This is a genomic window from Segatella oris, assembly GCF_900637655.1.
Lineage (GTDB): Bacteria > Bacteroidota > Bacteroidia > Bacteroidales > Bacteroidaceae > Prevotella > Prevotella oris.
In genome coordinates, this window is record NZ_LR134384.1 from 2,588,133 (window position 1) to 2,610,334 (window position 22,202).

17 protein-coding genes are annotated in these 22,202 nt (G+C 43.7%); 5 read left to right on the plus strand and 12 right to left on the minus strand.

Annotation, left to right across the window (positions count from 1 at the left end; all coding sequences use genetic code 11):
• Nucleotides 1-142: 142 nt before the first annotated feature.
• Genes EL210_RS10875 through EL210_RS10890 form a run of 4 tightly spaced genes read right to left on the minus strand, consistent with a single transcriptional unit; the run spans nucleotide 143 to nucleotide 5,395 of the window.
• A complete protein-coding gene (locus EL210_RS10875; protein WP_004377231.1) occupies nucleotides 143-1,042 on the minus strand; it encodes an MlaD family protein in 900 nt (299 codons plus the stop codon).
• 40 nt (nucleotides 1,043-1,082) lie between these two features.
• Nucleotides 1,083-2,345, minus strand: a complete 1,263-nt coding sequence (locus EL210_RS10880) for an N-acetylmuramoyl-L-alanine amidase family protein (RefSeq protein WP_026285882.1) — start codon at nucleotides 2,343-2,345, stop codon at nucleotides 1,083-1,085.
• Between the two features lie 57 nt (nucleotides 2,346-2,402).
• Nucleotides 2,403-2,783, minus strand: coding sequence for a dihydroneopterin aldolase (gene folB / locus EL210_RS10885; protein ID WP_004377228.1), 381 nt, complete (start codon nucleotides 2,781-2,783; stop codon nucleotides 2,403-2,405).
• 26 nt (nucleotides 2,784-2,809) lie between these two features.
• Nucleotides 2,810-5,395, minus strand: coding sequence for an adenosylcobalamin-dependent ribonucleoside-diphosphate reductase (locus EL210_RS10890; RefSeq protein WP_018919588.1), 2,586 nt, complete (start codon nucleotides 5,393-5,395; stop codon nucleotides 2,810-2,812).
• 790 nt (nucleotides 5,396-6,185) lie between these two features.
• On the opposite strand from EL210_RS10890, the gene EL210_RS10895 reads away from it, so the two are divergent.
• A complete protein-coding gene (locus EL210_RS10895) occupies nucleotides 6,186-6,923 on the plus strand; it encodes a nitroreductase family protein (RefSeq protein ID WP_026285883.1) in 738 nt (245 codons plus the stop codon).
• Nucleotides 6,924-7,175: 252 nt separating this feature from the next.
• Here the strand turns inward: EL210_RS10895 and EL210_RS10900 are convergent, their stop codons facing one another.
• From EL210_RS10900 to EL210_RS10915, 4 genes are all read right to left on the minus strand, one after another.
• Nucleotides 7,176-8,633, minus strand: a complete 1,458-nt coding sequence (locus tag EL210_RS10900) for an MFS transporter (RefSeq protein ID WP_026285884.1) — start codon at nucleotides 8,631-8,633, stop codon at nucleotides 7,176-7,178.
• 19 nt (nucleotides 8,634-8,652) lie between these two features.
• Nucleotides 8,653-9,585, minus strand: a complete 933-nt coding sequence (gene kduI, locus EL210_RS10905; RefSeq protein ID WP_004371506.1) for a 5-dehydro-4-deoxy-D-glucuronate isomerase — start codon at nucleotides 9,583-9,585, stop codon at nucleotides 8,653-8,655.
• A complete protein-coding gene (locus tag EL210_RS10910; protein WP_018919591.1) occupies nucleotides 9,582-11,036 on the minus strand; it encodes a PTS galactitol transporter subunit IIC in 1,455 nt (484 codons plus the stop codon). The genes kduI and EL210_RS10910 overlap by 4 nt, the downstream gene beginning before the upstream one ends.
• An 854-nt stretch (nucleotides 11,037-11,890) precedes the next feature.
• Entirely contained in the window at nucleotides 11,891-14,368 is a 2,478-nt protein-coding gene (locus EL210_RS10915) for a bifunctional UDP-N-acetylmuramoyl-tripeptide:D-alanyl-D-alanine ligase/alanine racemase (RefSeq protein WP_025879727.1), read from the minus strand.
• 920 nt (nucleotides 14,369-15,288) lie between these two features.
• Between EL210_RS10915 and EL210_RS10920 the strand changes: the two genes are divergently transcribed.
• Nucleotides 15,289-15,813 carry an outer membrane beta-barrel protein gene (locus EL210_RS10920; protein WP_025879728.1) on the plus strand — a complete coding sequence of 175 codons (525 nt, stop codon included), beginning with the start codon at nucleotides 15,289-15,291 and terminating at the stop codon, nucleotides 15,811-15,813.
• Nucleotides 15,814-16,497: 684 nt separating this feature from the next.
• On the opposite strand, the gene EL210_RS10925 is transcribed toward EL210_RS10920, so the two are convergent.
• The gene (locus EL210_RS10925) at nucleotides 16,498-17,136 is read right to left on the minus strand and encodes a DUF4840 domain-containing protein (protein WP_018919595.1); all 639 of its coding nucleotides are present in this window, start codon (nucleotides 17,134-17,136) and stop codon (nucleotides 16,498-16,500) included.
• A 212-nt stretch (nucleotides 17,137-17,348) separates the two neighbouring features.
• On the opposite strand from EL210_RS10925, the gene EL210_RS10930 reads away from it, so the two are divergent.
• The 3 genes from EL210_RS10930 to EL210_RS10940 are packed head-to-tail and all read left to right on the plus strand — an operon-like array spanning nucleotide 17,349 to nucleotide 19,572.
• Complete coding sequence (locus tag EL210_RS10930) at nucleotides 17,349-17,930, plus strand: RNA polymerase sigma factor (RefSeq protein WP_018919596.1); 582 nt, start codon at nucleotides 17,349-17,351, stop codon at nucleotides 17,928-17,930.
• Complete coding sequence (locus tag EL210_RS10935; RefSeq protein WP_018919597.1) at nucleotides 17,915-19,135, plus strand: outer membrane beta-barrel protein; 1,221 nt, start codon at nucleotides 17,915-17,917, stop codon at nucleotides 19,133-19,135. The genes EL210_RS10930 and EL210_RS10935 overlap by 16 nt, the downstream gene beginning before the upstream one ends.
• A gap of 17 nt (nucleotides 19,136-19,152) precedes the next feature.
• A complete protein-coding gene (locus EL210_RS10940) occupies nucleotides 19,153-19,572 on the plus strand; it encodes a hypothetical protein (RefSeq protein WP_025879729.1) in 420 nt (139 codons plus the stop codon).
• Nucleotides 19,573-19,574: 2 nt separating this feature from the next.
• Here the strand turns inward: EL210_RS10940 and EL210_RS10945 are convergent, their stop codons facing one another.
• From EL210_RS10945 to rsmI, 3 genes are all read right to left on the minus strand, one after another.
• The gene (locus EL210_RS10945; protein WP_018919599.1) at nucleotides 19,575-20,150 is read right to left on the minus strand and encodes a manganese efflux pump MntP; all 576 of its coding nucleotides are present in this window, start codon (nucleotides 20,148-20,150) and stop codon (nucleotides 19,575-19,577) included.
• A gap of 64 nt (nucleotides 20,151-20,214) precedes the next feature.
• Nucleotides 20,215-21,069, minus strand: coding sequence for a Cbp1 family collagen-binding glycoprotein adhesin (locus EL210_RS10950; protein ID WP_004371522.1), 855 nt, complete (start codon nucleotides 21,067-21,069; stop codon nucleotides 20,215-20,217).
• A 6-nt stretch (nucleotides 21,070-21,075) separates the two neighbouring features.
• Nucleotides 21,076-21,786, minus strand: a complete 711-nt coding sequence (rsmI, locus tag EL210_RS10955) for a 16S rRNA (cytidine(1402)-2'-O)-methyltransferase (protein WP_018919601.1) — start codon at nucleotides 21,784-21,786, stop codon at nucleotides 21,076-21,078.
• Nucleotides 21,787-22,202 lie beyond the last annotated feature (416 nt).

Here is a 22,202-nt window from a genome sequence, read left to right on the forward strand (position 1 = left end):
TTCTGAATAAAGTCATATGATTTGGTGAAACATTTGAGAATATGTCTGTATGAAGCATATAAAAACGGCTTTCGGGTATGCCCAAAAGCCGTGAAACATTTATCTTTACAATTTAGACCATTTTTAATTTAATTGCAATCTCTTATTTTTCTTTTCTTCCAAAGACAGAGAAATGCACATAACGCTTGGGATGTTGCCGCACATTTATCAACAAAGAGTCGGCACTGCGCATGGTCTTGTTCATATTGTTATACAGTGTCGGATCGTGCATCAGCAGGCCCAAAGAGCCTTCCCTGCTATTGAGTTGATGGGTGAAATCCTTGAGATTTGCTATTGTCTGGTCTACTTGTGACATCGTTCCTGCTACATCCACACGCGCCAAATTGCCTGTAAACTTATCGGCATTCGTCAGCACACCGTTGGCCTTATGCAGCAACCCGGGTACGTTCTTGTTGAGATCTGCCATCAGAACATTCAGCTGTTTGGAAGTCGTCTTGAGGTTACCGGTGATACCTTCAATGTTTTGAAGCGACTGGGCAAGTGCCGGATTAGCCAACAACGCATTGAGGTTTGTGAGGATACTGTCTATCTTCGGCAACATCACTTCTACTGTAGGCACTAAGCTTGCAACCTTTCCCATAAGTCCGTTTTTCGTCGAACCAATCATCGTTTCGCCGGGATTGACGCGCTCACGAGGATTATTAGCCAAGAGTAAATTCATTTTAATGTTACCCATGATGTCGCTTTCTATCTCGGCAGAACTGCCTTTCGGGATGCGAAGGTCTTGGTCTACATTAATCTGAACAAGGATATCTCCACCCTTATCGTAGTCATATTGAATGCGTTTCACAACGCCCACCTTGTATCCATCGGCATAGATCGGATTGGAAGAAGACAATCCGCTGATATCCTTGAACGACACATAATAAGTGTTGTCATTGGAAAACAGCGTCATTCCCTTAAGGAAGTTGAGTCCGAAAAAGAGCACAAGAATACCCACTATGGCTACTATTGCAATTTTGATTTCCTTTGTTAACTTCATATTCTTATCTTAACTTTCTGTCTGTTTGACTTATATAAAACTATCTTTTCAATTTGAATTCCTGAATAGCAGCGTTGATATCCATCTTGTTTCCATTCTTGAAAGCAACTATAAAAGCGTCAGGGAACCTGTCAAGTATCTGCTTACGCAGCCGATATATCTCGTTGTAATTGGTCGATGCCCCATAAGTGTACTTATACAGTCCCTCTTTATACGACTCAATATTGGTCAATCCTTTGAAGCGGTTGTCATCAGATTTCAGCACATTGGAACTGACAAGGAGCTGCACTTTGAATACAGGTTTGTCGTTCTCTACCCTATTCGGTACCTGAACATCACCTTCCTTATGTGGTGGTTCCACTTTTGCAAGGTTGTTATCTGCCTCAGCCGACTTGCGTTCGACACGTCGCTTTGACTTGCGTGGAGCTGGATTATCAGCAGCTGGTTTTCGGTAATCAGAGGGCACAACCTGCGGTATTGTAGGCTCTTCCTTAATGGGTTTATAAGGCACACTGATGTCGTTGCCATAACGTTGACGATATTTCATGAAGGCATTATAAACACCTTTCACATACAAAGCTACTGAAGCATCATCATTCAAGAAGTCTTCTTCATCAGGAGTCGATATGAACCCCAACTCCAAAAGACAGCTTGGCATTGACGTTAGGCGCAGAACTGCGAGGTTATTCTGGTGAGATCCTCCATTGACACGACCCGTTGAAGCGCATACATACTGTTGTAATAGGCGTGAAAGTTCAACACTTTTCTCACGATTCTTATCTGCAATGAACTCATACATGATATCACTTTCCGAAGAATTCGTGTCAAAACCCTTATAAACTGTCTTGTAGTCTTTCTCTAAGAACATGACAGAATTCTCGCGTTTTGCTACGTCGAGGTTGGCTTTAATGCCTCGATCGCCTGAATGTTCACCGCGACCTAACGTCCAACTTTGAAAGCCGTGGGCCGATTTCGAACCTGTAACCGCATTGATATGGAACGATAAGAAAAGGTCGGCATTGCACTTATTGGCAATATCAGCACGCCCTGCCAAAGTTACGAAAACATCGGTCTTACGCGTATAGACCACACGAACATCGGGACTATTATCCTCAACATAGCGCCCAAAAGCAAGCGCATATTTCAGTGTAAGGTCTTTTTCTTTAGAGTAACTACCAGGTGCTCCGTGGTCAGTTCCACCGTGTCCGGCATCAATAACGAGTGTAAACTTGCGGTTTGCCGCCATGACAGCAACAGCAAACAGCAACATTGTTATCAGGAAGAAGACTCTCTTTCTACGCATAAAACCAATATATCGGGTGACAAAGTTAATGAAAAAATGTCATAAAACCTTATGTCCTCATTCAGTTTTATCATTTATTAAATGAAGTTCAACGCCTGCACCTTCACCGTCAGCACCCATTGGTGGATTGCATTTGAGTACTTTTATGTCGAGTTCCCTGATAGAAGAAAACTTTCGAAACAGGCGATCAGCAATCCTATAAGCCACGCGTTCAACGAGATTACCGGGCACTTTCATCTCCTGCGAAACAAGCTCATAGACCGCCGCATAATTCAAGGTATCAGCTACATCATCGGAAATAACGGCTTCATCCAACGGGTAACTAATTCTCAAATCCACCCGATAATCATTACCAGTCAAACGCTCCTGCGGCATCACACCATGGAATGCATGAAACCGCAGGCCGTTAAGAAAGATATAACTATTTCTGATTTTCATTTCAATTCATATCACTTGAGGCGCTATCAACCACACCGACTGGCGCCACAGTTAGTGCAAATGAGGCATCCTTCCTGATAGACGAGCGTCTCATGACCGCATACCGGGCACTTCTGTCCATTGGCTTTAGTGCCATCAACGATATATTTCTTCAGCGCACGCTCTACTCCATTCTTCCAAGTATTAATGCTTTCATCCTTCAATTGCAATGAACTCACAAGCTTCATCACATGATCAATCGGCATACGATAGCGCAAAACGCCGGATATCAACTTTGCATAGTTCCAATATTCCGGGTTGAACTTCTCGCTCAGTCCCTCCACTGTAGTTTTGTATCCCCGCTTGTTTTCAAACTGAAAATCATAACGATGCGAGCCATCCTCAATGGTAGACTTGATGATCTTGCCTTTAGTGACATTCTTTGGCAACACAATTCCTTCTTCATCATCCTGCAAACCAGTGAAGATTTCATAAGGATAACCATTGAGCAAGCCCACAAAAGCCACCCATTTCTCCTTGTTGTTCTGGAAACGAACAACATCACATTCGAGTTCTTTCGGCCGTACTTCTGTCACTTCCGGACGAACACACTCGTGCTGTTTCGGTGTATCTTCCCGAACATCTGCGCCTTCTGTATGACTGCCTTTCTTCTTGTCTTTCTTCGAAACAGATATCATTACCCCCGCACGGCTACCATCCCGATAGATAGTACAACCCTTGCAACCGCTCTTCCAGGCTTCAACATAAAGACGATTCACAAGACTTTCATCGACATCATGAGGCAGATTGACTGTCACGGAGATGCTATGATCCACCCATTTCTGTATAGCGCCCTGCATCTTCACCTTCATCAGCCAGTCAACATCATTGGCGGTAGCCTTATAATAAGGTGATTTTGCAACGAGATGATCTATCTCTTCCTGCGTATATCGCTTCTCTGTATCGTATCCGTTGACCTGCATCCACTGCAAAAACTTACGATGATAAACGATATACTCCTCGAAACTGTCGCCCACTTCGTCTACAAAATCCACATGAACATCAGCATCATTGGGGTTAACCTTACGCCGACGCTTATATACAGGCATGAAAACCGGCTCTATTCCGCTGGTAGTCTGTGTCATCAGTGAAGTTGTTCCGGTCGGTGCAATAGTCAGACAGGCAATGTTGCGTCGGCCATATTGCTGCATATCTGCAAAGAGTTCAGGATCAGCCTCCTTTATTCTTTGAACGAAAGGATTATTGACTTCACGCTTAGCATCATAGATTTCGAAAGCCCCACGCTCCTTTGCCATGGTCACAGATGAGCGATAAGCATTCAAAGCTAAAGTCTTATGAACAGACACCGAAAAGTCTGTTGCCTCCTGAGTACCATAGCGTAATCCCAAAGCTGCAAGCATGTCACCCTCTGCAGTGATGCCGACACCGGTACGACGTCCCATTCCACTCTTGCGCTTTATCTTCTCCCAAAGATGATATTCAGCCTCTTTTACCTCATTGTTCTCAGGATCTTCCTTGATCTTATGAATGATAAGGTCTATCTTTTCCATTTCAAGATCAACGATATCATCCATGATACGCTGTGCAATCTGAACGTGCTTCTTGAACTTGTCGAAATTGAATGAAGCCTCTGTTGTAAAAGGTTTCTCCACATAACTATAGAGATTGATGCTCAACAGACGGCAGGAATCATAAGGACACAACGGGATTTCACCGCATGGGTTGGTGCTCACGGTGGTGAAACCGAAGTCAGCATAGCAGTCGGGAATACTCTCGCGGAGGATTGTATCCCAGAACAAGACGCCGGGTTCTGCACTCTTCCACGCATTATGCACTATCTTTTCCCACAGCTTGCGGGCTGAAATCTCCTTCGTCATCTTAGGTTCTTTCGCATCAATAGGCCACTGCTGCATGTAATTTCTGTCATCAACAGCAGCCTGCATGAACTCATCATCGAGCTTCACTGACACGTTTGCACCCGTCACCTTGCCTTCTTCCATCTTGGCATCAATGAAAGCTTCGCTGTCGGGATGCTTGATACTGACCGACAGCATCAGTGCACCGCGACGGCCATCCTGCGCCACTTCGCGCGTAGAATTACTGTAACGCTCCATGAAAGGCACAAGACCTGTTGACGTAAGTGCCGAATTATTCACCGGACTTCCTTTCGGACGGATATGGCTCAAGTCGTGACCAACACCGCCACGACGCTTCATCAGCTGCACTTGTTCCTCGTCAATGCGCATGATAGCACCGTAACTGTCGGCCTTTCCTTCAAGACCTATCACGAAGCAATTGCTCAAACTGGCCACTTGGTGGCTGTTTCCGATGCCGGTCATTGGGCTTCCTGCCGGCACAATATACTTGAAATGATCGAGCATTTCGAATATTTCCTGCGCGTTCATCGGGTTCTTATACTTCGCTTCTATACGTGCCACTTCATTGGCAATACGCCGATGCATGTCTTCAGGACTGCACTCAAAGATATGCCCGAAGCTATCTTTCATTGCATACTTATTTACCCAAACGCGGGCAGCAAGCTCGTCGCCATCAAAGTATTTCAAAGAAGTTTGGTATGCTTCTTCAAAAGAATAGATCTTATTGCTTTCCATTTTCTTGTGTAAAAGTAAATTTATAGTTGCAAAATTAGCCTTTAAATTCGACAAAAGGAAAACTTACTTGCTTTATTTTCTACTAAAGATTTTCTTTTTTGAAAACTTATTATATGATTTAAAATAAAAGTTTATCTAAATCAACAACTCGAAAATGAACACTTCAACAGAAACATTTTCTCAGACAACAGCCCTGATATGAAAAGGCAACGACATATTCTCCAAACTGCAATATGAAGCGAATAGCCAGAGAATAGCATTCATCTATGCTTCCACTTCGTGTAATAATTATTGCTCATTTTTAACATTTCGAGATGTCCCCTTTTAGGAAAAAGAAAATTAAAAACCAGACGTTATTTCGTAATTTCAAAGAAGTCGGTATTTAATTTCATTCATCCTACACTGCAACTTGATGCAAAATGCACGGCTATTTGAGTCAAGTGATGCGATAATCTGATGCAGATTGCGGGATGATTTGATGCTAATTACAATGTTTTTCAGCGTGATTATGCTTCACATTTTGCCTTTAGTTTCGTAACAACCTAATAATCAGCGCATTATAAAATGCCCAAAATCAGTCCATATTTGACCCGAGGGAGTCTTTCTTTTCGAATGGACAAGCATGATGAGAACAATTGTAAACATACTTGAAAGAAATTAACATATAATCCGTTTACATGACAGAAGTGCTGCGTCATGCAATAAATGAAACGACCAACTGACTGCACTTTGCCCAAATGGAATATTTTATGTAACTTTGCTACCATAATAAATCCCAAGCAAAATGACGATGAATACATTCCAAAACAGAAAGACTATCAGGAAATATGCATGCAAAGAGGTCAGCAAGCAGTTGCTAAATCGCCTGTTGGAAACGGCAGAACGTACCCCAACGATGGGCAATCTGCAACTCTATAGCGTTGTCGTGACCCGCAGTAAAGAAAGGAAAGAACAGCTGTCTCCGGCGCATTTCAATCAGCCCATGGTAGTGGAAGCGCCTGTGGTACTGACGATTTGCGCTGATTTCCGACGCACAACAGCATGGGCCGAGCAGCGAAAAGCAACACCGGGATATGATAATTTCCTCTCATTCATGAATGCTTCAACAGATGCTTTGCTTTATACGCAGACCTTTTGTAACCTTGCTGAGGCTGAAGGATTGGGCACCTGCTTTCTCGGAACCACGCTCTATATGCCACAAATGATTATTGATATCCTGAAACTTCCACGCTTGGTGTTTCCTGTGGCAACGATAACTTTGGGCTGGCCTGACGAAAATCCCGCTCTCACCGACCGCCTTCCATTGCGTGCTATCATGCATCAGGAGACTTTTAACGACTACACTTCCAACTGTATCAACGACATCTATCACGAAAAAGAGACTTTACCCGAGAACAAACATTTCATGGAAATCAATCATAAGGAGACGCTTGCACAGGTGTTTACTGACCTTAGATATACGAAGAAAGATAACGAGGAAATGAGTAAAGGCTTTTTAGAAGCACTGAAAAAGCAAGGGTTTTTGTAAGTAAACGAGTAAACAAGTAAACGGGTAAACAAGTTGTTTGCTAACCAACAGCCAACTTGTCAACTCGTCTACAGACAACTTGTTTACTCATCAATCATTATTAAGGACAGTCGTAAACGCATGTATTTTTATGGGTAAACGAGTAGACTAGTTATTGTTAAAGGTTCAAATAACATGTCTACCCGTTTACAGTCAACTCGTCTACAGCTAACTTGTTTACTCGTCAACTCCTCCACTTGTCAACTCCTCCCCCTACTCCACAACGATAGGTTTGTATTTAGGCACAAGCAATTTCATGATACACCAGCCTACAAGATAAGCCACTGCACAGATGCAGAAGACTATCATATAGCCGGCAGGTTTGCCTTCAAAGCCCATGAAAGAGAACGCAGAACCCTGCGCCTCAGCGTATGTGAAGAGCTTTCCCGAACCTTTATTGATCATAAACGAACTTATTCCGCCTGCCATAGCACCAATACCTGTGATTGTAGCTATCGTTGATTTGGGGAACATATCGCCGATAGTGGAATAGAGATTTGCCGACCATGCCTGATGCCCGGCACCCAAAAGACCAATGATAATGGCTGGCCACCAAGGACTATATGCCCCCATTGGCTGTGCAAACAAACCCAACACAGGGAAGCAAGCAAAGATTAACATTGCCCGCATACGGCCGATATAGGGGTTCATTCCTTTCTTATCCACAAAGTAAGTGGGCAGATAACCACCGCCGATACTTAGGAATGTGCAGATGGCATACAGCGTAAAGACAAGCATGATGCCCATCGTTGAATCGCTTTTATAGCCATATTGGTCGGAGAAATAGGCCGGAGCCCAGAACAGGAAGAACCACCACACACCGTCGGTCATGAACTTTCCCATGATAAACGACCATGTCTGTCGATACGAGAAGCACTTCATGAAACTGATAGTCTTCTCTTCTTTCTCTTCCTCCTCAACCTTTTCAACTGCTGAAAGGTCGCTGTCTTGCTCAATATAACATAGCTCTGCCTTGTTGACATGCTTGTTTCGAGTTGGCTTTTCATACAGCCACAGCCAGAAACCCATCCATACATAGCCCAGAACACCAATGATAATGAAAGCCATTTCCCAGCCCCATGCACGGGCAAGCAATGGGATTGTGGCCGGCGCAGCTAATGCTCCAACCGATGCCCCGCTATTAAAAATAGAAGTAGAAAAGGCACGATCCTTCTTAGGAAAGTACTCGGCAGTCACCTTAATGGCTGCAGGGAAGTTGCCTGCCTCGCCTACTGCAAGTATCAAACGACACGAAAGGAAGAGCCAGACGCTGATAGTTGCAATGGCAACAGCGGCATCACTGCCCGCCTGTACCATGCGCAAGGCCTCTATACTGCCGTAACCTTCAACCTGCATGGCTACCCATCCACACCCCGCATGCATCACCGCACCGGTTGACCAGACGAGAATTGCAATGAAATAGCCCTTCTTTGTGCCCATCCAGTCAATGAACTTACCCGCAAAGAGATTGGCTACAGCATAGAAGATTGAGAATAAACCCGTAATCGTTCCATAGTCATCATCACTCCAGTGGAATTCAGGAGCGATGAAATCTTTCCAAGTTAACGACAGAACCTGACGGTCCATGTAGTTGATTGTGGTTGCCAAGAAAAGCAAAGCACATATCACCCAACGGAAGTTGGACATCTTTGCAGTTTGTATCTTTTCCACTTTCAGTTGGTTTTATCAGTTATTTTAAAGTCGGTATCTTTACGACTTGCATATCAGTATAAACCAAGTTCTCGCCTGCCATGCCCCAAATGAAGGTGTAATTACTTGTACCTGCTGCACAATGGATACTCCATTGCGGTGAAATTACAGCCTGTTCGTTGTTCAACCAGATTGGTCTTGTCTCTTGAGGCTCGCCCATTACGTGGAGAATCTTTTGTCCTTGGGGCACATTATAATAGAAGTAAGCTTCCATTCTGCGCATATGTGTATGGGCAGGCATGGTGTTCCACACCGAACCTTCTTTCAGTTCAGTGATTCCCATCTGTAATTGACAGGTGCGAACTCCGGCAACTCCGTCGATAATCATTTGGTGAATAACGCGGTCATTGCTTTCTTTGAGTGAACCGGCCTTAATGTTATTGGCCTCTTTCAGAGTCACTTTCTTCGTTGGGTAAGACTTATGTGCGCAGGCACTATTCATATAAAACTTGGCAGGATGAGCCGCATCAACACTTGAAAGCACTATATCCTTATTGTTCTTATCATCTGCACGGCCCACATAAAGTGCTTCCTGGAAATCCAATTCATAGGTTTTCCCGTCGACAGTCACCGTTCCCTTACCACCAACATTGATGATACCCAGCTCTCGATTATCGAGCAGTCGCTTCTTATCCTGTGGCTTATCCGTGTGCAAAGGCTCAATCGTTGTCAGATGGATTGGTGCACCTACAGGTTCAGCTCCACCGATAAGGAAGCGGTCATACATGCTGTAGACCCAGTTAACTTCGCCTGGAGCAAACACTTTCTCTATTGCAAAGTCTTTGCGAAGACGTTGTGTGTCGTAGTGTTTTACATCTTCCGGATGGTTAGCCCATCTCACTTCATAATTCGTTTGTGCCATGCTGATGGTTGCAGTAAGGCCAAAGGCCAAGGTTAATAATGTTTTCTTCATTTCGTATTTGTTATTTTTTCACTTGCTATAATCTGTCGACGGTTGAACAATAAAAGTACAATGGTGAACACGCTCAACAGTCCCATGCCCACATATTCCAATGAGGCAGTGCACTTATAGATAACCCAACCGAATAAACTTGATGCAAAATCGAGTGCACCACCCGAGAAACCATCGGGGATATGGGCTGCTTTATCACCGGTTTCTGCATAGACAGAGGCTGCAGCCTGCGTGAAAGCAGGAGCCATGTCGGTGACAAAATAAAGTCCGAAAATCAAGGCCACGAGACCGATAACGAATGTTCTCACCACATTACCCTTAGTGAAAGGCAACACCATGGGGAACAAATAGAACATTCCGGCCAATGAAGCTAAGGGCAGAAACTGGTTACCTGGCAGGAAAACTGCTAATGCAAGAATGGTTGGAATAAGGAAAAGAGAGACCACAAGTGTCGTGGGATGACCGATAACAAGGGCCGGACTCATACCGATATAGATTTTCTTGCCGTCGAATTTACGCGCTACAAGGTCTTTCGTTTTCTCTGAAATAGGCATCAATCCGTCGATAAACAACTTCGTGATACGCGGTATCAACTCCATCACAGCACCCATAATCACGCCTAAAGCCAACACATTTTTCACGATGCTCATTGTTGCATCAGTGGCTGTAGTGCTTGGTTCAGCCTGCTGAAGTTCTTTCAGATAGCCACTGAAATCAGTGATATGACCGGCTTCCCCAAATAAAGCAATCAGACTTCCCACGATAACTCCAAGCACTAAAGGGTCGCCCAACTCACCAAACTTGCGTTTCAATCCTTCGGCATCAATGTCGAGTTTGTTGAAGCCCGGTATCTTTTTCAATCCCTTATTGATAAGTACTGCAAAAGGAACGAAGCTCTGACAGAACGGCTGGGGAATGGAAATACCCTCCAAATCATAATACTTCTGGAAGCGTTCTGCCGTCAAGTCTGCAAAAACAAGCGTAATCATGTAGCACACAATGGCTGCGAAATAGCCCCAAAGCAGGCTCTCTCCCATAACGAAATAAGCCACAGCGCCAATGAAAGCAAAGTGCCAATAGTTCCAAAGGTCTATGTTCACCGTCCGCGTTGTCTTCGTGATGAGCATCAGAAAGTTAATGCCTAAGCAGACAGGAATAATCAAAGCACCCACTGCAGTGTTATAAGCTACGGCTGCAGCTGCAGGCCATCCCATGTCGAAGACATTGAGTTGAAGATGATAAAAATCGGAGATTGAACTCAAAGGAGTATTGAAATTCGTGGTAAGCAGGGCGGTTACGACACCCAAGCCAACGAAACCGACACCCACATAGAGGCCTGATTTCAAAGCTTTGCCAAAGCCCATACCAATAGAGAGTCCAATAATGGTGAAGAGAATCGGCATCATCACGCTGGCTCCAAAGCTGATGATGTAGCTAAAGATCTGTTCCATTTCTTATTTAAACGATTTATATTTGTAGATTGTTTCTGTCATTCCGCCGTTTTTCACGCGTTGGATGCAAAGTTAAGAAAAGTTTTCATATTCTAAAGGATTTCATATGTTAGTTTTCCTTAAACATGAGATGAGAAACCCACAAAAAGCAACTATAAACAGCTGTTCAAGAGGAATATGTCACCACTGACCCAAAGCTACACCTTCATCTCCTCATACAAATATTCTTTACAAAACCTCTTTCAGGTTTCGTTCGGTTTTCATCAGAGAACCACTCGGCTGCAAATACGCGAGTTTTGGGCCCGTTTCGTAATTCATTCAGCATCAAATTATTACGCAATTGCCTAAACATTATCTCCCAAAGAAACCGAGAAAAAACAAGCTTTTAAGTTGAAAAAGCATGCAAAGTGGGGCATTTCAGCGGCTCATTTGGTGCAAATCAGAACATAAAATGACTGAAAACGCGGTGCAAGATGACGCTGATTGCAAGACAACACCATTCAAAACGCTTTCCAAATCAACCAAAATCACCACAAGAAACGCCCTGAAACAGCCTTTCATTTTCTATTTGTTCATTTTGAAAAGGGCTGTTTTTTGGTTAAGTTTCCTTACAAAACACAAGACTATCAGACACATCTTTCCCCGTCTTTCATCTTATTCCAACTGCGTTATTGACTTTCCTTTTTGTCAATTCAGCTCATTAATAACGGGCAATACGAACCACATTGCAGGAAGAACAAAGCCAACAGAAAGACTCATCCACTATCCGCAAGCAGCGTTCCAACGTCGTTTAGCATGCCAATTTTACAGCGTAGATTGCGCTTGATGGTTTTGGAACCAAGCTAATATAAATCTTAATCCTGGAAATAGACACGCTTCACACGGTTGCTGATGCCTGTAAGTACCTCGTAAGGAATAGTATCAATGGCATCACTCAGCACTGTAACAGGCAGATGATCGCCGAAGATTTCAACGCTGTCTCCCTCTTTACAGTCGATATCTGTAACGTCAATCATCGCTACATCCATACAGATATTACCCACATATTCGGCTTTCTGCCCATTGACAAGACAGTAACCACGGCGGTTGCTGAGCCGTCTGTCAAGACCATCTGCATAACCTATAGGGATAGCGGCTATCAAACTGTCACGCTCAAGATAGGTCTTTCGGCTGTAACCGATGCTTTCACCTGCCGGAAGTTGATGTATCTGGAGGATTGTAGTCTTTAAGGTGCTGACGTTATTGATAATCTTATTGTTGCGCGAATTAATGCCATAAAGCCCCAATCCCAAGCGACACATGTCCATCTGACGGTCGGGGAAGTGCTCAATACCGGCACTGTTGTCCATGTGGAAGAGTATCTTGTGGTCGAAAGCGGTTTGAAGTTTATCTGCCCCAAGCTTGAAAAGTTCAAACTGTTGGGCGCTGAATGTGTCGAAATCATCACTGTCTGCACCCACGAAATGGCTGAACACAGAACGTGGAATGATGGCATTCTGACGTTTCAGACGCCTGATAAGCTCGTCCATATCCTTGTGCGGATCAAAGCCAAGACGATGCATACCGGTATCGAGTTTGATATGAACGGGGAAACCGGTAATGCCTTCTTTCTCCGCTTCTTTCACCAAAGCATCAAGCAATCTGAAAGAGTAAACCTCGGGTTCGAGGTCATAATCGAACATCGTCTTAAAGGCGGTCATCTCCGGATTCATAATCATGATGTTGCTGGTGATGCCGTTCTTGCGCAGCGTTACACCCTCATCAGCCACTGCAACAGCAAGATAATCCACGCGATGATCCTGTAGTGTCTTGGCAATCTCAACGCTCCCGGCCCCGTAAGCATCTGCTTTGATCATGCAGACCAACTTGGTATGTGGCTTCATGAACGAGCGATAGTGGTTCAGGTTCTTTACAACGGCATTGAGATTTACCTCTAATGTGGTCTCATGTACTTTCTGGACAAGCAGTTCTGTCAGTTGATCGAAACCGAAACGGCGTGCTCCTTTGATGAGAATTACTTCGTCGTGAAGTTGCTTAAAAACGTCACTGTCTATCAGTTCTTCTACGCTTTCAAAGAAATATTTCGCTTTCACGCCAATGCAATAGGCATGAGATTGAAGGTCTTTTCCTACACCGATGAACTTCTCTACACCACGCTGTTGACAGAGCATTCCTACCTCTTGATAGAGTTCATCGGTGGTCATTCCGCTCTGATAGATGTCACTGAGGATGAGCGTATGACGGCGTCCTTGATGGTCGGGACGGCGGTTCATGAAGTCAAGTGCGATGTCAAGCGAGTTGATATCCGAGTTATAGCTGTCGTTAATGAGCGTACAACCATGCTGTCCCTGCTTTACTTCAAGGCGCATGGCTATCGGTTCAAGCTGCTGCATGCGTTCATCGAGCACGTCACCCCCGACACCTAAGGTCAGCGCTACAGCTGCACAAGCAAAGGAATTGGTAACAGAGGCATCATCGATAAACGGCAATGAATACCAACTTTCATTACCTTTATATATATAGGTGACTGTAGTCGCGGTCTCTTTCTTTTCAACTGACTTGATAAAGAAAGGTGCACGCTTGTCTTTCAGCGACCAGAACAGACGCTCACCCTTAAAGTCTTCAAGCTCATTTACACAGCCATTGACGATTGGATCGTCACCATTGTAGACCACAGTCTTGGCATCATGAAACAGAATAAGCTTTTCCTTACACTTCATTTCCTTACTGATGAAGTTCTCTTGATGGGCATCTCCGAGGTTCGTCAGCACGGCAATCGTCGGCTGAATGATATCACGCAGCGCCAACATCTCACCAGGTTGACTGATGCCTGCTTCGAAAATACCCACTTGGGTGTGCTCATTCAGCAGCCAAACACTTAGCGGAACGCCCACCTGTGAATTGTAACTGCGAGGCGAACGCGTGATAAACATATCATCACAGAGCAACTGATTAAGCCACTCTTTGACCATTGTTTTACCGTTACTTCCCGTGATTCCAACAATCGGAATATTGAATTCATCACGATGACGCTCGGCTAAACGCTGCAAAGCTTCAAGGGAGTCAACCACTTTCAAGAAGTTAGCTTCAGCGTATTCTGTGGCATAATCGGCCGGAACTTCAGTCACAACAAAGTTTCTGACCCCACGACGATAAAGCTCGGGAATATAGTAATGGCCATCATTACGGCCAGACTTGAGAGCAAAAAACAATGTCTCTTCGGGGAAACAAAGCGAGCGACTGTCTGTTAAAACAAAACCAATCTTGGCATCACTCGCACCAAAACGACGCGCACCTATCAGTGTGGTAACCTTTTCAATAGTATATGTCATCGTGTATGATATGTTATATTTGACTACAAATTTACAGCAAACCACTGACATATCAAAATAAAAAGCAGTGAAATCAAGTACATCTTGAAAAATCATACAGCATGAAAAACATACTCATCTAAGCATGAAAGCCAACCACCTGCCATGCATCCATTCTTCCATAAGACTGGAGCAAACAAACAAGAACAGCGTTGAATCACTCCAACGCTGTTCTTATTATTAAATAATTTCATATTATTTCTAATAAAATGAGCGACGCTTTCGCTCGTGTTATCCCTCAAAGTTCTTTTTACCTAAAAACTAATCCTATGAAAATCTAACTAATCTTTAAACCTAAACAACTAAACCTAAATCTATATGTTAAACCTAAACAATCTATTACCTAACGTCCTATTGACGATACAAAAGTAGTAATTGTGCACGAACACACCAAATAATTTCATCCTTTTTTGCACTAATTTGCTGACGTTTTGATTTATATCAACAAACAACAGGAAAGAAGTGACTTTCCTTTACGTTTGTTTACAAATCACGGTTCAATATCAATCCTGTTTGATGAAGACCGGACATGGAAGCCAACTCATACTTTATTGTCCTTTCACTGCCCACTCGATTACTGCCACTTCCCGGGATATTATAGATCAAAGGCATACAAAGGATTGTTTGTTCCGGATTGTTTCAACACATCACATACAAGTTCAGAAGCAGAAACAAATATCAAAACTACTGACAACACCTGTTTTCTGATAATACATTATATCATAAGGACAACCCTTTGAAAATGGCAGAAACACGACAATATGTTATGAGAAATACACTTTTCTATAGCTTTTTTAACTTAAATCTTTTGGAAATCAAATTGAAACTTATTTACCTTTGCACTCGTAAAAGAGTTATAAACAAACAAAAAGAGAGTAATTATGAAAAAGTTTTTGATGACTTTAGTAGCAGCATTTGCTGTTGCAATGAGCGCTAATGCACAGGTTTATGTAGGTGGTGGCTTTAGCATTAACGGTGTAGACAATGGTAACACCACTGTAACAACCTACAAATTCATCCCTGAAGTAGGTTACAACTTCAACGAAAATTGGGCTGCCGGTGTTGCATTTGGCTGGGAAGGCGCAAGCAAGGGCGGTACAAAGACACTTGAAGTCAACCCATATGCACGCTTCACTTTCGTTCATACAAAGTATGTTAACCTATTCGTTGATGGCGGTTTTGGCTACAAGCACACTTACAACCAGGGCTATGATGCCGATCTTTGGGCTGTAGGTGCACGTCCAGGTGTTGCAGTAAATCTCACAAAGAAACTTTCGTTTGTTTCTCATGTAGGTTTCCTTGGCTGGTCACAGAGCAAGGACAACAACAGCAATTTGAAGACAAGCAGATACGGTCTTGACCTCGATGGCAACGACATCACGTTCAGCCTGTACTACAACTTCTAAGTTGAAAGGGGCTATAACCCACGAAACAAAACAGCCGATTCCCTCATGGAGTCGGCTATTTTCTTTTTACACCACGTGCTTGCTGATATTGAAGATCACAACACACACAATAGAAAAGTTAAGCTTTCAAGGCTTTATCTCTCGCAAGAGAATAAGAGTGAGGCCACGTTATGCCTCACATGATTTATCTTTACAAATGCTTTCGCAAGAAGACCCCTGTTCTAAAATAAAACATCGGCGGTCAGAAATACGCGAGTTTTGAGCCACTTTAACAACCAACTGATTATCAAACGCTTATAGAAAACACAACACTTTATTCCACATTTCAACGTAAACAAAAGTTGTGATTTGCGTCAAATCACATGGTCATCTGCGTCAAATGAGCATGCCAAGTGACTTGAAATACACGACAAGATGATGCAGATTACAGGCTGATTTGACGCAAAACAGGAACTCAAGGAAAGGAAAAAGAGAAATCAAAGCCGTCAAGAAGAAGGAAAACTTGCTGTTTCTCATCTTCTTTTTCCTTAGATTGCAACTTTTAAAGTGCATGTTTTTACACCAATTTTCTTTACATATCAGCTGTAATCTACTATCTCATTCCCCCTAAAGAAAAACGTCCGTATAAGCATATGAAGCATACTTACACGGACGATTGGCGATATAAAGAGTTATGTGTTGGTGCTACTTGCGGGGCGACGGAGCTGGAGCCACACCGGTTTTTCCACGGAAAATAAAGCCCACATTACCTTTAAGCTTGTTTTCTGACATGGCATCTACCTGCAAAGAGAGTGCTATAATCTGCATAGCTACAACCGACTTGACCTTTGAAAAGCCAAAGGAATAATTGCTGTTCCCAGCAAAAGCGATACTGATTTTATGGCTTCCTTTATTATAATTGAGTTCAAATACGGCCGTTTTGGGGTTCAACAGAAAGCCTACCGGACTGAGATTATAATAGCCTGTGAAGCATGTGATGTCCTGATTTGGGGCTGATTTCAACGCTTCTTTCAGTGCATTGTCGTTCACATAATCGGCAAAAAGGCTCATCGGGAAGTTCTTTATGGTCAGCGTACTGTCGGTCAATATCTCCCATTTCACGTCAGACGAATCACTCACATACTTCTTGTCAGTGGCACTCCAACGCTGATAATAGGTCTTACCTGCATAAGATCCCCTCACTTGTTGATAGGCCTGCTGTTGCTGTTCACGGGTAAGACTGTTGTCATTGCCACCACCTGGTTCACAAGCAGTAAAGGTTAAACCGAGCACTGTCAGGCATCCTAACAGCCATAGATACATTTTGTTTGTTTTCTGTTCCATTTTATATAAGGTTTATTTTGGTTTATCTACCCCCTAAATGTCAATGAAGAAGAAAACTTGCCTGATATGACATTAAATAATTGTTAAAATCAAGAAATATAGGCAAGACTGTCTTAACTTTGTGTTTAACAAATAAAATGAGGAGAGTAAATGGTATAAGAAAAAACGCAGAATGACGTTTTTTAAACCATAAGAGGATATCCAAGCGCGGCATGAAACTATTCACCACAGACAAGGAACTGACCATAGTTCACAAGTTAAGCAGGGGCGAAGCCACTGCCATTGACTTGTTATATGCCGAGTATGCGCCTTTTCTTACGGCGGTTTGTGCGCGTTATATCCCGCAGAACGATGACATGAAAGATGTCTTGCAAGAGGCTTTCATCAAGATGTTCAACAAGGGAGACACGTTCACCTATCGTGGAAAAGGATCGCTGAAAGCCTGGGCAACGCGCATTGTTATCAACGAGGCATTGCTTTTTCTGCGTCAACAGGCAAAGGAAGATGTGCTGACAACCGACAGGGATTTGCCTGAAACAGTCGATGAGGAGCCAGAAGTAAACACGCTTTCTACCGATGAAATAACAGCTATGATAAGGCAGTTGCCCACGGGATATCGCACAGTATTCAACCTATATGTCATCGAAGGAATGAGTCATCAGCAAATAGCTGAACTGCTGAATATCAAGCCTGACACCTCAGCCTCACAGCTTCACAAGGCCAAGGTGATGTTGGCTCATATGATAAAATCACACCAACGACAAGAAGAAAAGACGGTATGGAGAATTGGATAAACGACATTAGGAAACGCTTTGAGAGGCATCAGCAGGAGCCTCCAAAGGGCTTGCTCGGCGATATCAAGGCCGAGATGCTGCGCCGTGGCCTTGCTTCGACCACCTCTTCTGCCCCTCGCCCAACTGCAACGCTTCGCAAATGGTGGATTGCAGCAGCCTGTATTGGTGGCCTGATTGCAGGAACTGCTGTGTGGTGGTTACGCAATTCAGCGCCCGAAATGACTGCTGTCATCGCTCATCAACAGGCGAACCACGTAGGAAAACAGGTTGCATACAAGAATAAAACAGTGGAAAAACAACGGCAGATAGTGCAACAAAAGCTTGCATCATGGGCTGTCGGGCTCTCCGGAACAAGGCAATCGGACCGTCAAAAGCAGGAGGTTACGGTAGCGTCTGCCACAGTACAGACTCCTACACAAGTGCAACCGTCTGCAACAAACACTGATACAACAGAGACAAAACCAAGAAAACGTCCCATAATATCAAGTCAACAGAATGATAAAGTCATAGCCGCACTTGAAGGAAACCTTGTACCTTTCGCTCCTCAACGCCTTTCATTAGACGTTTATATGGGTGGCAAAGGCTTGTCGAACGGAGTTTCAAACAATGGATTTCATAGTGTATCATTTAGGCAAGCAATGCTGAATGAAGATGAAAAAGGCAAGCAGATATACAGTGCTCCGGGCTATTTGCCACAGCAATATCACCATCGATTGCCCGTCAAGATAGGTCTTTCTGTGGGATATCAGATAAGTCGAAACTGGACTATCCATACCGGATTGACCTACAGTTACCTGTCGGCAAGCATCTCAAACGCTAACTTATCGGATGGCAAAGACGGTCTGCAACGCCTGCATTATGTCGGTATTCCATTGGCTGCAAGCTATCGGTTGTGGCAATATAAGCGGCTCCATGTCTACGCAACAGCAGGTGGTGAGGTCGAGAAACTCGTCAGCGGACAACTTCGTGAGCCACAGACTACAATGCAGGAAACCCCAAAGAGCGAGACCCTTCGTATCAAGGAATCGCGCTTACAGTGGTCAGTCAATGGCGCTGTCGGCTTGCAATATCAGCTTACTAATCGGATTGGACTCTATGCAGAACCTGGAGTGAGCCATTATTTCAATAACGGCAGCGATGTTGAAAATAGCTACAAGCATCGTCCAACAGGCTTCCAATTGCAATTAGGAATAAGGATTAAATAATCAAAATAAAGAAAATTATGAAGAAAATTATGATGTTATTGTGTGCCGTCTGTCTGTTGATAGGCTGCACAAGCAGTCAGAAAGCGGTGAAATATCAAGTGGCTAAGAACTACTTCTTCGTTAATAATTCACCATATTCCGGGTTATTAAAGATAACAACAGAACAGGAATTCGGTAAGTATTTCGGTATGGCAGCCACCATGGGAAAGGACGGACAACCGACTGAAATAGACTTCAAGAAGCAGTTTCTCATTGCAAAAATACTGCCGGAAACAGACACTTTGACCCACATTGACCCTGTTTCAGTGACAGAAGAAGACAACACACTTCACGTGAAATACAATATTCAGCGTGGCGAGAAGCAGTCTTATACGATGCAACCTTTCTCCCTTCTCATCGTTGACAGACAGTATATGGACAAAGAACTCAAAGAGTAAAGTCATTCAAATAGGTGTGAAAGCAAGACTTTCACACCTATTATTATTAATATGATGCCCCCTAAAAGCTCCGGTTTCAAGCGTCGTTCAATCGGTTTTCCAAACTTGACACCAAGCAACATGCCGACAGTGGCAAGCAGAAATGACACAAGGCCGATGATGACAAGAGGAGACATGAGCATTGATATATGGCGGAAGCCCATGCAGGCAAACGATATTCCAATGGCCAAGGCATCAATACTTGTGGCCAAAGCCAACAGCAGTTGGGTCTTCAGTTTACAGGGATTCAGCGAGTGGTTTTCGGCAGGAAGAAACGCATCGCGTATCATTCGCCCTCCCAAGAAAGTTAAAAGACCAAAGGCTATCCAATGGTCAACCTCTTCAAGATAATGGGAAAAGGTGCTTATCCCGAGCCATCCAAGCAGTGGCATAGCGGCTTGAAAGAGTCCGAAAAGCAAGGCCATGCGCAACGTTATGGGCCAAACCATGCGCTTGATGATAATGCCACCGGCAATTGAAACCGTAAAACAATCCATGGCTAAAGCCACTGCAAGGAACCAAATATCAAGCTGATTCATCTGTATATATACAAAAAAACTCCCCTCGCTTGACACGAAGGGGAGTATTATTTGATTTATTTTCTTACCTAACCTGAACTACAAGATACTTGCTTGTGCTCCAGAATATCTGCGGATTTGTTATCGTAAGCACATATTCCTTATTGGCATCACGCGTCAATGTGTAGCTGCTTGCAGGGTGAAGTGTCAGCAGACGAGCCGACTTAGAATAAAGTTTGATCACCTTATCCACGCGGATATCAATCTTGGTAAAATAGTTCTTATTGAAGTTTCCCTGCAGAACTTTACCCTCATCGATAATGCGTTGATCCTTCAGTTCTTTCTTTGTGCCAAACACATACCATGCAGTGTTGAGCTGTTTGTCCTGTACATTAATCGTTTCTGTCTTCTGTGCACTCTCCGTTGTGAGGTGACTCACATTGGTATTCAGGTTGTTAATCGTTTCATCAAGCTCCCCGATGTGAATGTCTTTGGCATCAAGTTCGGCACGTAACTGGCGCAATTGTTGGTCTTTCTCATCCAACTGCTTCACCAAGTTGTCAATAGTTGACTTGAGTTGACTGCCTTTCAGCGAGCTACTTGCTAACTGTTGACGCAGCTTAGCAATGAGTTCACGGTTCTTCTGCATACGCTCGGCGATGAACTTAACGTTATCTCTGAGCACCTGTTTCTTGTTAGCTCCCTCGCCATCTTTAGCGATAGTAACACGGTTCTCGGCCTCATTAATCTGACGAAAACCCTCTTGAACCTCGTTCATCAGGCCCATCATGTCGTTGATTTCAGTATCTTTCTGCGCAAGAATCTGCTGCAGAGAGTCATTCTGTTCGGTGCCTGCGACGTTGTCTTTCGACTTGTTCTGATTACAACTTGTAACAGCCAGCAATAACATTCCGACTGAAACGAAAAGCAATTTCTTCATAGTTTTTCACTCCTCTAATTTTAGTTTCTTATCTTTACCTTTCTTTATACTATGTCCTGCGAGTATGATTACAATCTCTCCTCGCGGATCTTTCTCTGTAAAATGGGCGATAACCTCCTGCAATGTGCCACGAACGTGCTCCTCATACAACTTGGAAATCTCTCGCGCTACACTCACTTGGCGGTCTTCTCCAAACACATCGGCAAACTGTTGCAGTGTTTTCAGCAACCGATAGGGCGACTCATAGAACACCATTGTGCGCGTTTCGTCCTGCAAGGAGAGCAGATGTGTCTGCCGACCTTTCTTCTGTGGCAGGAAACCTTCAAAGCAGAAGCGGTCGCAGGGAAGTCCCGAAGACACCAAAGCCGGCACGAATGCCGTTGCACCGGGCAGTGTCTGAACCGTTATTCCGGCATGAGCTGCCTCACGCGCAAGGTAGAAACCGGGGTCGCTTATACCCGGAGTGCCTGCGTCACTGACAAGAGCTATGGTCTGTCCTGCCTTCAAACGCTCCACGATTCCGGTAGCAGTGCCATGCTCATTGAATTTATGATGGGCCATCAAATGGTTCTTGATGTCGAAGTATTTGAACAGAATACCCGACGTTCGCGTGTCTTCAGCCAACACCAAATCGGCCTCTTTCAACACCCGAATGGCGCGTAACGTCATGTCCTCCATATTGCCCACAGGAGTCGGCACAATGTATAATGTTCCCATATTCAAGTCACAAATATAAACAATTATTCATGATATGCAAAATATCATGTAGTTTCTTTGCAATTTTTAAAACCTGAAATAACAAGTGATAACATATGTTTCTTTTCATACGTCCTAACTAATAGCAGTTCCTCTGCACCATAATTCCATCCCTTTCAGGGCGATTTGGCATCACCCTTAAATACAAAGTATTCTGCATAATGGCAGCAAACGAAAAATAGGTTAATATTTTTCAAGGATGTTTACAATAGTCCTCGCATAGTCAGCGTATTCTGAATGAGAAGCTTCCTCGCTTCAAATATGCGCTGTTTTTAAGCACTTCACAACACGCTGACTATCAAATTGTTATGAAATCAAAGGCAGAATATAAGATAAAATCACACTGAAAAACCATGCAATTTGCGTCAAATCAGCCT

Excerpts from the sequence above, each read along its gene's own strand:
- EL210_RS10875 (WP_004377231.1), bottom strand. The coding sequence starts at position 1,042 with ATGAAGTTAACAAAGGAAATCAAAATTGCAATAGTAGCCATAGTGGGT.
- EL210_RS10880 (WP_026285882.1), bottom strand. The coding sequence starts at position 2,345 with ATGCGTAGAAAGAGAGTCTTCTTCCTGATAACAATGTTGCTGTTTGCT.
- folB (WP_004377228.1), bottom strand. The coding sequence starts at position 2,783 with ATGAAAATCAGAAATAGTTATATCTTTCTTAACGGCCTGCGGTTTCAT.
- EL210_RS10890 (WP_018919588.1), bottom strand. The coding sequence starts at position 5,395 with ATGGAAAGCAATAAGATCTATTCTTTTGAAGAAGCATACCAAACTTCT.
- EL210_RS10895 (WP_026285883.1), top strand. The coding sequence starts at position 6,186 with ATGAATACATTCCAAAACAGAAAGACTATCAGGAAATATGCATGCAAA.
- kduI (WP_004371506.1), bottom strand. The coding sequence starts at position 9,585 with ATGAAGAAAACATTATTAACCTTGGCCTTTGGCCTTACTGCAACCATC.
- EL210_RS10910 (WP_018919591.1), bottom strand. The coding sequence starts at position 11,036 with ATGGAACAGATCTTTAGCTACATCATCAGCTTTGGAGCCAGCGTGATG.
- EL210_RS10915 (WP_025879727.1), bottom strand. The coding sequence starts at position 14,368 with ATGACATATACTATTGAAAAGGTTACCACACTGATAGGTGCGCGTCGT.
- EL210_RS10920 (WP_025879728.1), top strand. The coding sequence starts at position 15,289 with ATGAAAAAGTTTTTGATGACTTTAGTAGCAGCATTTGCTGTTGCAATG.
- EL210_RS10925 (WP_018919595.1), bottom strand. The coding sequence starts at position 17,136 with ATGGAACAGAAAACAAACAAAATGTATCTATGGCTGTTAGGATGCCTG.
- EL210_RS10930 (WP_018919596.1), top strand. The coding sequence starts at position 17,349 with ATGAAACTATTCACCACAGACAAGGAACTGACCATAGTTCACAAGTTA.
- EL210_RS10935 (WP_018919597.1), top strand. The coding sequence starts at position 17,915 with ATGGAGAATTGGATAAACGACATTAGGAAACGCTTTGAGAGGCATCAG.
- EL210_RS10940 (WP_025879729.1), top strand. The coding sequence starts at position 19,153 with ATGAAGAAAATTATGATGTTATTGTGTGCCGTCTGTCTGTTGATAGGC.
- EL210_RS10945 (WP_018919599.1), bottom strand. The coding sequence starts at position 20,150 with ATGAATCAGCTTGATATTTGGTTCCTTGCAGTGGCTTTAGCCATGGAT.
- EL210_RS10950 (WP_004371522.1), bottom strand. The coding sequence starts at position 21,069 with ATGAAGAAATTGCTTTTCGTTTCAGTCGGAATGTTATTGCTGGCTGTT.
- rsmI (WP_018919601.1), bottom strand. The coding sequence starts at position 21,786 with ATGGGAACATTATACATTGTGCCGACTCCTGTGGGCAATATGGAGGAC.